Source organism: Burkholderia sp. E168m22 (genome assembly GCF_001319805.1).
GTDB classification, from domain to species: Bacteria; Pseudomonadota; Gammaproteobacteria; order Burkholderiales; family Burkholderiaceae; genus Burkholderia; species Burkholderia orbicola.
In genome coordinates, this window is the sequence record NZ_BBSK01000116.1 from 1 (window position 1) to 12,434 (window position 12,434).

Sequence of the window (12,434 nt, forward strand, 5' to 3'; positions counted from 1 at the left end):
TTTGGGAACAAATTTATGCAAACCAACGCCGACAGCGCGCACACGCCAAACGTTCTACGTAATTCTACGTAGATCGTCATACGTAGTTATCCGCTTGTAAGTGGCCCCCGTCGCGCGGAATACTACGGCCCATCGCTGCGGTCTCCGCGAGGCTGCGGCACGACGCATCGACGTCACGCGGGTTCGGCCCCTCGCCGCATCCACTCAAAAACACATTGGAGACCAGGAGACGCCATGAATCGGGCTTCCAGTACCCTGCTATGGATCGCGGTCGCGCTGCTTGGCGCGTTCGCATTCGGCACGATCGCACTCGCGCACGGCGAGCGCGTCAGTGCCCTCTGGATCGTGATCGCCGCAGTCTGCGTGTATCTGATCGCGTATCGCTTCTACAGCCGTTTCATCGCCAGCAAGGTCATGCAGCTCGACGGGCTGCGGATGACGCCGGCGGTCAAGTACAACGACGGCCTCGACTACGTGCCGACCAACAAGTACGTGCTGTTCGGCCATCACTTCGCCGCGATCGCCGGCGCCGGGCCGCTGGTCGGCCCCGTGCTCGCCGCGCAGATGGGCTACACGCCCGGCATGCTGTGGATTCTGGCCGGCGTCGTGTTCGCCGGCGCGGTGCAGGATTTCATCGTGCTGTTCATCTCGACGCGTCGCGACGGCCGTTCGCTCGGCGACCTCGTCAAGATGGAGCTCGGCACGGTGCCCGGCGTGATCGCGCTGTTCGGCGCGTTCCTGATCATGGTGATCATCCTCGCGGTGCTCGCGCTGATCGTCGTGAAGGCGCTGACCAATTCGCCGTGGGGCACGTTCACCGTCGCCGCGACGATTCCGATCGCGCTGTTCATGGGCGTCTATACGCGCTACATCCGTCCGGGCCGCATCGGCGAAGTGTCGATCATCGGCTTCATCGGGCTGATGGCGGCGATCGCGTTCGGCCAGAACGTGGCCGCCTCGCCGGCGGTTGCCGCGTGGTTCACGTTCAGCGGCACGCAGCTCACGTGGATCCTGATCGGCTACGGCTTCGTCGCATCGGTGCTGCCGGTGTGGCTGCTGCTCGCGCCGCGCGACTACCTGTCGACGTTCCTGAAGATCGGCACGATCCTCGGCCTCGCGATCGGCATCCTGGTCGTCGCACCGGAACTGAAGATGCCCGCGCTGACGAAGTTCGTCGACGGCTCGGGCCCGGTGTGGTCGGGCAACCTGTTCCCGTTCCTGTTCATCACGATCGCGTGCGGCGCGGTGTCGGGCTTCCACGCGCTGATCTCGTCGGGCACGACGCCGAAGCTGATCGACAACGAAACCAATGCGCGCTTCATCGGTTACGGCGCGATGCTGATGGAATCGTTCGTCGCGATCATGGCGCTGGTCGCCGCGTGCGTGATCGAACCGGGCATCTACTTCGCGATGAACGCGCCGGCCGCGGTGCTCGGCTCGACGCCGGAAGCGGTCGCGAACACCGTCACGCAATGGGGCTTCGTGCTGACGCCCGACATGCTGACGCAGACGGCCAAGGCCGTCGGCGAAACGACGATCATCGCGCGTGCGGGCGGCGCGCCGACGCTGGCCGTCGGCATGGCGCACATCCTGCACCAGGTGATCGGCGGCGAAGCGATGATGGCGTTCTGGTATCACTTCGCGATCCTGTTCGAGGCGCTGTTCATCCTGACGGCCGTCGACGCGGGCACGCGTGCGGGCCGCTTCATGCTGCAGGATCTGCTCGGCACGTTCCACCCGGCGCTCAAGCGCACCGAGTCGCTGCCCGCGAACCTCGTCGCCACCGCGCTGTGCGTGGCCGCGTGGGGCTACTTCCTGTACCAGGGCGTGGTCGATCCGCTCGGCGGCATCAACACGCTGTGGCCGCTGTTCGGCATCTCGAACCAGATGCTCGCCGCGATCGCGCTGGTGCTCGGCACCGTCGTGCTGTTCAAGATGAAGCGCGAGCGCTATGCGTGGGTCACGATGGTGCCGACCGCATGGCTCTTGATTTGCACGCTGACGGCCGGCTGGCAGAAGATTTTCGACGCGAACCCGAAGGTCAGCTTCCTCGCGCACGCCGCGAAGCTGCAGGCCGCGGTGGACGAAGGCAAGGTGCTCGCGCCGGCGAAGTCGATCGCGCAGATGAAACGGATCATCTTCAACGACTACATCGATGCGGCGCTGGCCGGGCTGTTCATCTTCGTCGTCGTGGCCATCGCGGTGTACGGCGTGATCGCCGTGCTGCGCGCGCGCCGCGAGTCGAAGCCGACCGTGCGCGAGACGCCGTACGAAGCGATGCCGGCCGCGCAGGCGCTCGGCAGCGGACGTTGAGGAGAGGCCGCGATGTTCAGCGATCTTGGCAGCGACCTGCGCAGCGCGGGGCGTTACCTCGGGCAGGCGTTGCGGCTGATGGTCGGCCTGCCCGACTACGACACCTACGTCGCGCACATGCGCGAAACCCATCCGGACCGCGAACCGATGACGTACGAGGAATTCTTCCGCGAGCGTCAGAATGCGCGGTACGGCTCGGGAGCGGGGAAGTGTTGCTGAACCGGGCCGTTGCAATGACCTGATGAATCAGCCCGGTATCGAAACGAAAGCGCCGCGACGGATGTCGCGGCGCTTTTTCTTTGGCGGGCCGGCGGCGCGCATCGCACGGTGCTCGCGTGCCGTTTGCCCGGGCGCAGCGCGGCGGCGTCCGGCCGCCGGTATCATTGGGGCACTTTCTTTTTCCGATGGACCGCAGGAGAACACGTCGTGCATGTCGGTGAGCGTTTCAACAGCATTTCCCATCTCGTCGGCGCGGTGCTGTCGGTGGCGGGTCTCGTCGCGCTCGTGACGATGGGCGCGCTCGAAGGCGACCCGTACAAGGTGGTGAGCTTCAGCGTGTACGGCGCGATGCTGATCCTGCTCTACGCGATCTCGACGGCATATCACAGCGTGCGCAACCCGCGCCTGAAGGCGATCCTGCAGAAATGCGACCATGCGGCGATCTATCTGCTGATCGCCGGCAGCTATACGCCGTTCACGCTGGTCACGCTGCGCGGCCCGTGGGGCTGGTCGCTGTTCGGCGTGAGCTGGGGGCTCGCCGTGTTCGGCATCGTGCAGGAACTCACGCTCGGGCGCCGCACCCGCCTGCTGTCGATGATCCTCTACGTGCTGATGGGCTGGCTCGCGCTCGTCGCCGTGCGTCCGCTGATCCATGCGCTGCCGCCGATCGGCACCGCATGGCTCGTGGCCGGCGGCGTGATCTACAGCGCGGGGATCTACTTCTTCATCAACGACGAACGCATTCGCCACGGGCACGGCATCTGGCACCTGTTCGTGCTGGCCGGCAGCCTGTGCCAGTTCGTCAGTGTCGCGATGTATGTCGCGTAAGCGGCATGGGGCGTCGAGCCGGTCGGTAACCCCCGGCGAGCGGCGTGCCCGCCGGGGAAGGCGCTAGCGGCGCGCGGCGGCTCGCAGAGGGGCGGTCGTTTCGGCAGTTGCTGGCGCTGCCTGCGCCGTCAGCCACCACGTTGCCGCGGCGAGCACCGACAATCCGGCGGCCAACGTCAGCACCACCCGTACCGCCACCGGGAACGGTTGCAGCGTCGCGATGCACGCGCCGAAAATTGCGACGCCGAGCGCCGATCCGCTTTGCCGTGCCGCGTTCAGCACGGCTGCCGCCACGCCGGCGCGCGGCCGATCGATCGTCCCGAGCGCCGGCGCCGTCGCGGCCGGCGAGATGAAGCCCGATGCGAAACCGATCGCGAGCATCGGCGCGACCGCAAGCCACGCGGGCGTCGTCGCGCCGATGGCCGTTATCCCGAGCGCGCCCGCCGCGTAGAGCCCGAACGCCGCGCACATCGTCCCGCGCGCGCCGAAGCGTGCAACGACCCGCCCCGAGGTGAGGCCGCCGAGCGCGACCATCGCGGTCATCGGCAGGAACGCGAGCCCCGTATCGAGCGGGCTGGCGCCGCGAACCTGCCGATAGAACAGGCTGAGCACGAACAGCAAGCCGTAGAACACGAACGCCGACGCCATCGACACGAACGTCGATCCCGCGAACAGCCGGTTGCGGAAGAACGCGAGCGGCAGCATCGGTGCGCGGCGCCGCGCCTCGATCGCGATGAACGCGATCCACGCGACGACGCTGGCCATCGCGCCGCCGACGATCGGCGCCGAGCGCCAGCCGAGCGACGGGCCTTCGATCAGCGTGCCGATCAGCGCCCCGATCGCGACGATGGCCGCCGCCTGGCCACCCCAGTCGAACTGCCGCGACCGGTCGACGGCGGCGGGCGCGACCGTTCGGCCGAGCCAGATGCCGGCGAGTCCGAGCGGCAGGTTCACGAAGAAGAGGCTGCGCCATCCGGACAGATCGATCAGCAAGCCGCCGATCAGCGGACCCGACGCCATCGCGATGCCGCCGCAGCCCATCCACACGCTGATCGCCGAAGCGCGCGCGGCCGGTTCGGGGAACGCGCGATTGATCAGCGCCAGCGAGCAGGGCACCAGCATCGCGCTGCCGACGCCTTGCAACGCGCGGGCGACCGCGAGCGCCGGCAAGGTCGGCGCGACGCCGCACAGGGCCGACGCGGCGACGAAGACGGCCAGCCCCGCCACATAGACGGTGCGATCGCCGAGCCGGTCGCCGAGCGTGCCGCCCGTCAGCAACAGGCTCGCGAACGCCAGCGTGTAAGCGTTCACTATCCATTGCAGACCGGCCACGCGGCTGCCGAACGTGTGCGCGATGTCGGTGAGCGCGACGTTGACGATCGACGCATCGAGCAGCACGAGCATGTAGCTCACGCAGGTCGCGGCGAGCACGCGGCGCGCGGCGGCCTGATCAGGTACGGCGGCCGTCATGCGCGTTCGGGCGACGGCGACGCGGCGGCCCGCAACGCATTGAACCCGACCCATCCCCAGTACACGCGGTGATGCGCGATCAACCCGTCGCGCAGGTCCATCACCTCGACGAGATCGACCTGGTCGCCGTCCGGCGTTGCGCGCGGGTATTCCCAGACGAGCTGGCGGCCGTTCGAGAAGAACAGCCCGGTTCGGTACCAGCGCCCGAGCTGGTTGTCCGGATTGCGCAGGCCGGCCGCGAAGAATGCGCCGATCGCGGCCTTGCCGTGCAGTACGCCCGAGCCGTGCGCGGGCAGCGTGGCGACGACGAGCGGCGTTTCGAGCACCGCGTCGTCGGCATACAGCGACATCAGCGCGTCGAAGTCGCGGGCGACGACGGCTGCGTGCCAGTCTTCATGGATACGCCGGGCGTTGGCGTCGGTGTCTGCGGGTGTCATGGCGGGTTTCCGGAAGTCGATCACGGAAACCACTGTAGGGGCGTGCCGCCGCGGGACGTTTCACGTCGACCCGAAACGTGGATGCCCTGCCGTGGCGAAGGCGGTCGGGCGTCGGCCCTTAGCCGGCCAGCGCGTCGAGATTCAGCGTATACGACTTGCCGATCCACACCGCGCAATCGCGATGGTCGCGCAGTTCGTCGTGCGTATTCGGATGCAGGAAGATGTCGAGCGCGCCGTGGTTCAGCACGAGCCACGGCACGATGTCGTCGAAGCGCGCGGCGTCGAACGCGATCTGGTACGACCAGGCCGGATGCGGGCCGACGAGGCGTTCGTGAAAGCGGCCGAGTTCGATGACCGCGCCGAACCGCGCGTCGACGACCTGGCGAAACGCCCAGGCCGCGTCGCGGCTCGCCGCATCGAAATAGACGTGCGCGTGCCAGCTGTCGATGGCGGTAGTGTCGAGGGCAGCCATGGAAAGACTCGATTAAAAAAGGGAATGCCTGAGATGCCGTGCGAAACGGCCGATGCGTGATTATCGCGCGTCCTTGCTGCTTGCGTCGTGTCTCAATCCGGAAAGCCGATGCGGATGATTTGTCCTGCATCAGAAGAATCGGCTGATCCGATCAAATCACTTTGGCGGTATCCGCGTGCGCGATATCACGCCGGAGCCTTGCGGGCAGGCGCACCGGCCGGCATCGCACCGGCAACACGCCATTTCGGAAATTGAAAGAGCCGGGCGAGTACCCACCGGATCGTCGGTAGAAATCCGATCAGGTCGTTGAATGAAATAAAGAAATTCCATGTCGGCGGAATTCGCGAACGACGCGGCGCGCACGCCGAATGCCGCACCTGAAAATAACAATTGCGGATTCGGCTATTCAAGCGGGATGCGGCCCGACATACGATGGTTTCAACGCATCGATGATGGATCGATGCGGGGACAACCATCTGGAGGCCATTATGCGATCCCTCGTTCCCGTTGCTGTTCTTTCCTGCGCACTCGTTGCGCTGCCTGCCGTCGCCTTTGCGCAGTCGATCGGTGCCGGCGACATCCCGCATGCCGCGCCGTTGACCTGGTCGGCGGCGCGTGCCGAAACCGATGTGCAACTGATGCAGATGACGCGTGCCGGCTATCGCGCGACGACGGCCGGCAACCAGAACTATCCGCTCGCGATGCAGCGTGCACTCGAACGCGTGTACAACCCGATGCCCGACCGGTGGCCCGACGAGAAGGCCGCGATGCAAGCGCGGGCGGCCCGCGACGCGCAGACCGGCCATCCGGTGAAGGCGTTCTTCGTGAAAACCGCGTATTACCTGAAGGGCGAGAACACGTTTTGATGCAGGAGACGAACATGGCATGCCCCAACCGATTGTCCGGCGTGTGGCGTGCGCCGGCGATACGCAGGCTGCCGGAAGCGGGCGCGACGCGACGGCGCGCCGATATGCACGGCATGCGACGCCGGGCGAACACCCTGCGCGACGCGGGCCGCGGCGCCGTCGTGTGCCGTAGCGCCTGGCCGGGCGTGGGGGAGGACGATGCGTCCGCGAGCGAGGGCGAATCATGAAGGCGGCCCGAAAAGGCCGCCGCCATCCGCCTTTGACGCGCGAATGGCTGCTGCCGCTGCCGCCCGCGCATGCCCGCGACATCTCGCTGAAATGCCACATGGCGCTGGTCGCGCTGCGCGGCGAGCACGGTAGCGAAACGCTGCTGATGCGGCTGCGCACGAGCGTGTATCTGGTGTTCCTCGCGCTCGACGATGCGGTCTCTCCCGACGCGACCATCGACCTGTGCGTCGACGCGGAGCGCGTGCTGGACGCGAGCGTGGCGCGCGCCGTGCAAAGCGGCGCATGGGCGCTGCACGACGACGAATGCGCGGTGCTCGAACGCGTGCTTACCGCGAACGACGCGTGCGTCGCGACGCTCACGCGGCATCGGCTGGCGGAGCTGTGGCGTCATGTGTGCACGTTCGCTTCTGCCGAACAGCCGGGGCTGGTCGCGCAGGCCGCGGCGAAGATGCGGGAGCCGGCCGTTCTGCATTGAGGGGCTGCCACGGGCCGTGTTTCATACGCGTCCCATTCCATCGCGCGGACGCGCGCCGTCTAATGACTTGACTGGAGCCCGGCGTGTCCGGACGAGGATCCATCCTCGCGTTTGCGACGGTCGTGCGTGTCGGCGCGAACGCATTCGTTTCAGTCAGGAGGAGCGATGGCGCTATACAGGAGCGGCGGCTACTTCACGTGCGGAAGTGGCCGCGCATTCAGCGAGAATCTGCCGCCGGGCAGCAAGGTGACGGTGGCGGGCATCTATCGATGCACCGTATGCGGCGACGAAATCGGCATTGCGAAAGCGCAGACGTTGCCGTCCGAGGAAGCGCATCCGCACGATCTCGATCCGCCGTCCGACCCGCTGCTCGATCCGGGGCCGACCGCCTGGCAACTGATCGCCGCGGCGGAGTCTCGAAGCTAGGCAACCGACGTTCGCCCTCGCACGCAGGCGCGCAAGCGCAACGTGTCACACGGTGTCCGTCAAAACGAAAAGCGCCACGGAGCGAATGAACTCCGTGGCGCTTTTTCGATTCCAGCCGCTGCGAAGGCGCGAACCTTCCCGCGGCGCAACGCGCGACTTAAGCGGCCGTTGCCGACTTCGCCGGCTTCTGCAGCTTGCCCTTGCCGGCGCGCTGGATTTCCTCGAGCTTGATCTCGACGTGGCGCGAGAACACGTACTCGGCCGGACGCTGCTTCGCGATCGAGATGTCCGGTGCGAACGGGCCGTCGGTCTTGATGCCCTTGCGGCTCACGCGCAGCGCCTTCAGCGGGTTCGAGATCGTGTCCATCACGGCGGTGGCCTCGAAGCCGCAGTGGACCATGCAGTCCGCGCACTTCTCGTAGTTGCCGACGCCGTAGTTGTCCCACTCGGTCGTTTCCATCAGTTCCTTGAAGGTCTTCACGTAACCTTCGCCGACCAGGTAGCACGGCTTCTGCCAGCCGAACACCGTACGCGCCGGGTTGCCCCACGGCGTGCACTTGTACGTCTGGTTGCCGGCCAGGAAGTCGAGGAACAGCGACGACTGGCTGAACGACCAGCGCTTGCCGCCTTCGCCGCGCTTCAGGATTTCGCGGAACAGGTTCTTCGTCTTGTCGCGGTTCAGGAAGTGCTGCTGATCCGGCGCGCGCTCGTACGCGTAGCCCGGCGACACGGTGATGCCGTCGACGCCGATCGGGCCCAGCGTGTCGAAGAACTTCGCGACGCGCTCCGGCACCGCATCGTTGAACAGCGTGCAGTTGATGTTCACGCGGAAGCCGCGGCGCTTCGCTTCCTTGATCGCCGCGACGGCCTTGTCGTACACGCCTTCCTGCGACACCGAGTGATCGTGCGCTTCCTTGTCGCCGTCGAGGTGGACCGACCAGACGAAATACGGGCTCGGCTGGTAGTCGTCCATCTTCTTTTCCATCAGCAGCGCGTTCGTGCACAGGTACACGAACTTCTTGCGCTTCATGATGCCCTTGACGATTTCCGGCATATCCTTGTGGAGCAGCGGCTCGCCGCCGGCGATCGACACGACGGGCGCGCCGCACTCGTCGACGGCCTGCAGGCATTCCTCGACGGACAGGCGCTGGTTCAGGATCGGGTCCGGATAATCGATCTTGCCGCAGCCGTTGCACGCGAGGTTGCAGCGGAACAGCGGCTCGAGCATCAGCGCGAGCGGATAGCGTTTGTTGCCGGACAGGTGCTGGCGCACGATGTAGGCGCCGACACGGACTTGCTGGAGCAGCGGAATAGACAAGGGATGTCCTCCTTAAACTTCGCGGGCGACAGCTTGCGTGAGCTTCGCCGGCAACTTGAATTCGACTTTTTCTTCACGGCCCGCCATCGTCGCGACATCGACGGGCCCCAGCGCGCGCAGCGCGCCGATTACATCCTCGACCATTTCTTCGGGCGCCGACGCGCCGGCGGTCAGGCCGACCGTCTGCACGCCCGCGAACCATTCGGCCTTCACTTCCGAGCCGTCGGCGACGAGATAGCTCGGCACACCGCTTTCGGTGCCGATCTCGCGCAGGCGGTTCGAGTTCGAGCTGTTCGTCGCACCGACGACGAGCAGCACGTCAACCTGTTCGCTCAGCTCGCGCACGGCGGCCTGGCGATTCTGCGTGGCATAGCAGATGTCGCGCGTATCCGGGCCGACGATGTCGGTGAACCGGCGCTGCAGCGCTTCGATGATGCCGCGCGTGTCGTCGACCGACAGCGTGGTCTGCGTGATGTACGCGACCGGCGTATCGACGGGCAACGTCAGCGTATCGACTTCTGCTTCGCTCTGCACGAGGATCACCTCGGCCGGAATCTGGCCGATCGTGCCCTCGACTTCCGGGTGGCCCGCGTGGCCGATCAGGATCAGCCGGCGGCCCGCCGCGACGTACTGGCGCCCCTGCACGTGCACTTTCGTGACGAGCGGGCAGGTCGCGTCGAGCACGTCGAGCCCGCGCGTCTGCGCGTCGCGCTCGACCGTCTGGGCGACACCGTGCGCGCTGAAGATCGCGACAGCGCCGTGCGGCACCTCGTCGAGTTCCTCAACGAATCGTGCCCCTTTATTACGCAGATTTTCGACGACATGCCGGTTATGCACGATCTCGTGACGCACATAGACCGGCGCACCGTGCTGTTGCAGCGCGCGATCGACGATCTCGATCGCACGGACAACCCCCGCACAAAAGCCGCGGGGCTGGGCAAGGATGACTCGCATAGGTGAGCGAACTCCGACGACAGACGCCGGGGTTCGAGGCGCTGGCACGCGCTTGCTCGCCCCGGCTTGATGTTATGAAGGCAGGAACGAACCGGCCGGCCAGGCCCCGGAACCCCGAATTAATCGCGCATTTTAACCCTATCGGGCCGTCCGTGCTTTGGTGCTGTGTCGGCACCGTTGCAATTGTGGGAGAGCCGCGTCGGCGCTGGCGCGCGCGGAACCCGGTAAACTGCGCGGTTTCGCCGGCGGCCGCTCCGGCTGCCCGCCATCGCGCTCATTTCAAGGCCCTTCGATGACCGTCGATTCTTACGCGTATTGCCCTTCCGCTCGTGGGGTTTCGGGTGTTTTGTTCCCGACCCCTATTTATGCCGAACCCGCCGGCGCCCGGCAGGAGGCAGGCCGATGATGCTGGCGATCGCTTTCCTCGTGTCCGGCCTGTCGCTGGTGATCTGGATCGTGTTGCTCGTCGCGCGCGGTGGCTTCTGGCGCGCGCAGCCCGCGCGGCCGCTGCCGCCGGAAGCCCGCGGCGCGGCGGCCGAGGCCGGCTGGCCGGCCGTCGTGGCGGTCGTGCCGGCGCGCAACGAAGCCGACGTGATCGCCCGTGCGGCGACTTCGCTGCTCGAGCAGGACTATCCGGGCGACTTCCATCTGATCATCGTCGACGACCACAGCGACGACGGTACCGCCGACGCGGCCCGCGCGGCCGCGCTCGCGATCAACCGTGCCGACCGGCTGACGGTGCTGAGCGCGAAGCCGTTGCCGGCCGGCTGGTCCGGCAAGGTGTGGGCGCAGTCGCAGGGGATCGCGGCGGTGCGGACGCTCGGCCTGCCGGCCGATTACCTGCTGCTGACGGATGCCGACATCGGCCATCCGCCCGACGCCGTCGCGCAGCTCGTCACGCGTGCACAGGCCGAGCATCGCGATCTCGTATCGCTGATGGTGCGGCTGCGCTGCGACTCGTTCTGGGAAAAGGCGCTGATTCCGGCGTTCGTGTTCTTCTTCGCGAAGCTGTATCCGTTCTCGTGGATCAACAACCCGCGCAACCGGACGGCCGGCGCCGCGGGCGGCTGCATGCTCGTGAAGCGCACGGCGCTGGAAGAAGCGGGCGGCATCGAATCGATTCGCGGCGCGCTGATCGACGACTGCAGCCTCGCCGCGCAGATCAAGCATCGCGGCAGCGGCCGCCATCCGATCCGGCTCGATCTCGCCGATCGCAGCGTGTCGCTGCGCCCGTACGACAGCTGGCGCGACATCTGGAACATGATCGCGCGCACCGCGTTCACGCAACTGCACTATTCGCCGCTGCTGCTGGCCGGCACGCTGCTCGGGATGACGATCATCTATCTGGTGCCGCCCGTCGCTGCGCTCGCCTACGGCGCGCGTGCGTGGCCGGCCTGGCTCGCATGGGCGTCGATGTGCGCCGCGTATGCGCCGATGCTGCGCTACTACCGGCGCTCGCCGCTGTGGGCGCCCGCGCTGCCGCTCGTCGCGCTGTTCTATGTGGGCGCGACGTTCGCGTCCGCGTGGCGTTACTGGCGCGGCAAGGGCGGGCAGTGGAAGGCGCGCGTGCAGGCGCCGGTGGATCGCTGACGCCGAGTGTGCCCCGGGAGGCATGCCTCCCGGCAGCCGGAAAGCAAACAGCCCGATCGGTGCGAACCGGTCGGGCTGTTTCGTTTTCGGCTGTGTCGTGTGCCGATGCCGGCGCTTACCGCTGCGTCAGCATCATGTACATCTGAACCACGACGTCCGGCGAGAACGTAAACGGCACCCAGCCGTAGCCCGTGTGGCGGGCGACCAGCAGGCGGTCGCCGTTCGACTGCTTCTGCACGGCCATCATCGGGTTCTTCGTCGTCACGAAACGCCAGCCGGCCGGGATGCCGGGCGGCGGCTCCGGCTGCATCGACGCACGCGCGTGCGCGAGTTCCTCGATCAGTTGGCCCAGTTGTTCCGGATGCAGCGTGATCGACTGGCCGTTGATGGTCAGCGTGAGTTCGTTCTGGGACGGGCGCGCGACGTGCAGCGTCGCCTTGTCGGCCGGTGCGGCAGCGGTGTCGGTTGCAACCGCGGAGTCGGCTTGCGCCGCCGGGACGATCGCGGTTTCGGCCTCGACGGCCGCAGTCGACGCCTCGGCAGCGTCGGCCTCGACCGGTGCGGTTGCGTGTACGGCCGGCTCCGTCGTCGGCGTGTCCGCCGGTGCCGGCTCGACGGCTTCGACCGTCACCGCCGTGGCTGCGACCGCACTCGTCGCGGCTTCCTTGACGACGGCCTCGACGAGCGCTTCGGCGTCGGCAATGGCCTTCGCGTGGTGCTGCGCGGCCGCTTCGGCCTGGGCGATCGCTTCGGTATGGCGCTGCGTGATGGCTTCGGCTTCGGCGGTTGCTTCGGCATGGCGTTGCGCGGCGGCTTCGGCCTGGGCAATCGCTTCGGC

The 12,434-nt window shown here is 67.1% G+C and carries 12 protein-coding genes and 1 pseudogene; 7 read left to right on the top strand and 6 right to left on the bottom strand.

The annotated features are described in order from the left end of the window. Positions 1-234: 234 nt before the first annotated feature. From AP428_RS27750 to AP428_RS27760, 3 genes are all read left to right on the top strand, one after another. Positions 235-2,313, top strand: coding sequence for a carbon starvation CstA family protein (locus AP428_RS27750; RefSeq protein WP_011548874.1), 2,079 nt, complete (start codon positions 235-237; stop codon positions 2,311-2,313). A gap of 12 nt (positions 2,314-2,325) precedes the next feature. Further along, the gene (locus AP428_RS27755) at positions 2,326-2,532 is read left to right on the top strand and encodes a YbdD/YjiX family protein (protein ID WP_006480280.1); all 207 of its coding nucleotides are present in this window, start codon (positions 2,326-2,328) and stop codon (positions 2,530-2,532) included. Positions 2,533-2,739: 207 nt separating this feature from the next. Further along, entirely contained in the window at positions 2,740-3,360 is a 621-nt protein-coding gene (locus AP428_RS27760; protein WP_006480281.1) for a hemolysin III family protein, read from the top strand. Between the two features lie 63 nt (positions 3,361-3,423). Here the strand turns inward: AP428_RS27760 and AP428_RS27765 are convergent, their stop codons facing one another. The 3 genes from AP428_RS27765 to AP428_RS27775 all read right to left on the bottom strand — a co-directional run bounded on the left by AP428_RS27765 (position 3,424) and on the right by AP428_RS27775 (position 5,739). Beyond that, complete coding sequence (locus tag AP428_RS27765; RefSeq protein WP_011548875.1) at positions 3,424-4,830, bottom strand: MFS transporter; 1,407 nt, start codon at positions 4,828-4,830, stop codon at positions 3,424-3,426. After that, positions 4,827-5,267, bottom strand: coding sequence for a nuclear transport factor 2 family protein (locus AP428_RS27770; RefSeq protein WP_011548876.1), 441 nt, complete (start codon positions 5,265-5,267; stop codon positions 4,827-4,829). Before AP428_RS27770 ends, AP428_RS27765 begins: the two co-directional genes overlap by 4 nt. Before the next feature lie 118 nt (positions 5,268-5,385). After that, entirely contained in the window at positions 5,386-5,739 is a 354-nt protein-coding gene (locus AP428_RS27775) for a DOPA 4,5-dioxygenase family protein (RefSeq protein WP_011548877.1), read from the bottom strand. 488 nt (positions 5,740-6,227) lie between these two features. Here AP428_RS27775 and AP428_RS27780 point away from each other — a divergent pair, with 488 nt between their 5' ends. The 3 genes from AP428_RS27780 to AP428_RS27795 all read left to right on the top strand — a co-directional run bounded on the left by AP428_RS27780 (position 6,228) and on the right by AP428_RS27795 (position 7,734). Next, entirely contained in the window at positions 6,228-6,605 is a 378-nt protein-coding gene (locus AP428_RS27780; protein ID WP_011548878.1) for a hypothetical protein, read from the top strand. 223 nt (positions 6,606-6,828) lie between these two features. Next, positions 6,829-7,308, top strand: a complete 480-nt coding sequence (locus AP428_RS27790) for a hypothetical protein (RefSeq protein ID WP_011548879.1) — start codon at positions 6,829-6,831, stop codon at positions 7,306-7,308. 165 nt (positions 7,309-7,473) lie between these two features. Continuing rightward, positions 7,474-7,734 carry a hypothetical protein gene (locus tag AP428_RS27795; protein WP_006485063.1) on the top strand — a complete coding sequence of 87 codons (261 nt, stop codon included), beginning with the start codon at positions 7,474-7,476 and terminating at the stop codon, positions 7,732-7,734. A 157-nt stretch (positions 7,735-7,891) separates the two neighbouring features. Here the strand turns inward: AP428_RS27795 and hpnH are convergent, their stop codons facing one another. Together hpnH and ispH are read right to left on the bottom strand one after the other, a co-directional pair. Beyond that, on the bottom strand, positions 7,892-9,052 hold the full coding sequence (hpnH, locus tag AP428_RS27800) for an adenosyl-hopene transferase HpnH (protein WP_011548880.1): 1,161 nt from the start codon (positions 9,050-9,052) through the stop codon (positions 7,892-7,894). 12 nt (positions 9,053-9,064) lie between these two features. Then, positions 9,065-10,006, bottom strand: coding sequence for a 4-hydroxy-3-methylbut-2-enyl diphosphate reductase (gene ispH / locus AP428_RS27805; RefSeq protein ID WP_011548881.1), 942 nt, complete (start codon positions 10,004-10,006; stop codon positions 9,065-9,067). A gap of 402 nt (positions 10,007-10,408) precedes the next feature. On the opposite strand from ispH, the gene AP428_RS27810 reads away from it, so the two are divergent. After that, complete coding sequence (locus AP428_RS27810; RefSeq protein ID WP_011548882.1) at positions 10,409-11,596, top strand: glycosyltransferase; 1,188 nt, start codon at positions 10,409-10,411, stop codon at positions 11,594-11,596. Between the two features lie 115 nt (positions 11,597-11,711). On the opposite strand, the pseudogene AP428_RS27815 reads toward AP428_RS27810, so the two are convergent. Next, positions 11,712-12,434: pseudogene (locus AP428_RS27815) on the bottom strand (phage tail protein); the annotation flags it as partial.

Coding starts and splice junctions, on each gene's coding strand:
- AP428_RS27750 (WP_011548874.1), top strand. CDS start 235: ATGAATCGGGCTTCCAGTACCCTGCTATGGATCGCGGTCGCGCTGCTT.
- AP428_RS27755 (WP_006480280.1), top strand. CDS start 2,326: ATGTTCAGCGATCTTGGCAGCGACCTGCGCAGCGCGGGGCGTTACCTC.
- AP428_RS27765 (WP_011548875.1), bottom strand. CDS start 4,830: ATGACGGCCGCCGTACCTGATCAGGCCGCCGCGCGCCGCGTGCTCGCC.
- AP428_RS27770 (WP_011548876.1), bottom strand. CDS start 5,267: ATGACACCCGCAGACACCGACGCCAACGCCCGGCGTATCCATGAAGAC.
- AP428_RS27775 (WP_011548877.1), bottom strand. CDS start 5,739: ATGGCTGCCCTCGACACTACCGCCATCGACAGCTGGCACGCGCACGTC.
- AP428_RS27780 (WP_011548878.1), top strand. CDS start 6,228: ATGCGATCCCTCGTTCCCGTTGCTGTTCTTTCCTGCGCACTCGTTGCG.
- AP428_RS27790 (WP_011548879.1), top strand. CDS start 6,829: ATGAAGGCGGCCCGAAAAGGCCGCCGCCATCCGCCTTTGACGCGCGAA.
- AP428_RS27795 (WP_006485063.1), top strand. CDS start 7,474: ATGGCGCTATACAGGAGCGGCGGCTACTTCACGTGCGGAAGTGGCCGC.
- ispH (WP_011548881.1), bottom strand. CDS start 10,006: ATGCGAGTCATCCTTGCCCAGCCCCGCGGCTTTTGTGCGGGGGTTGTC.
- AP428_RS27810 (WP_011548882.1), top strand. CDS start 10,409: ATGATGCTGGCGATCGCTTTCCTCGTGTCCGGCCTGTCGCTGGTGATC.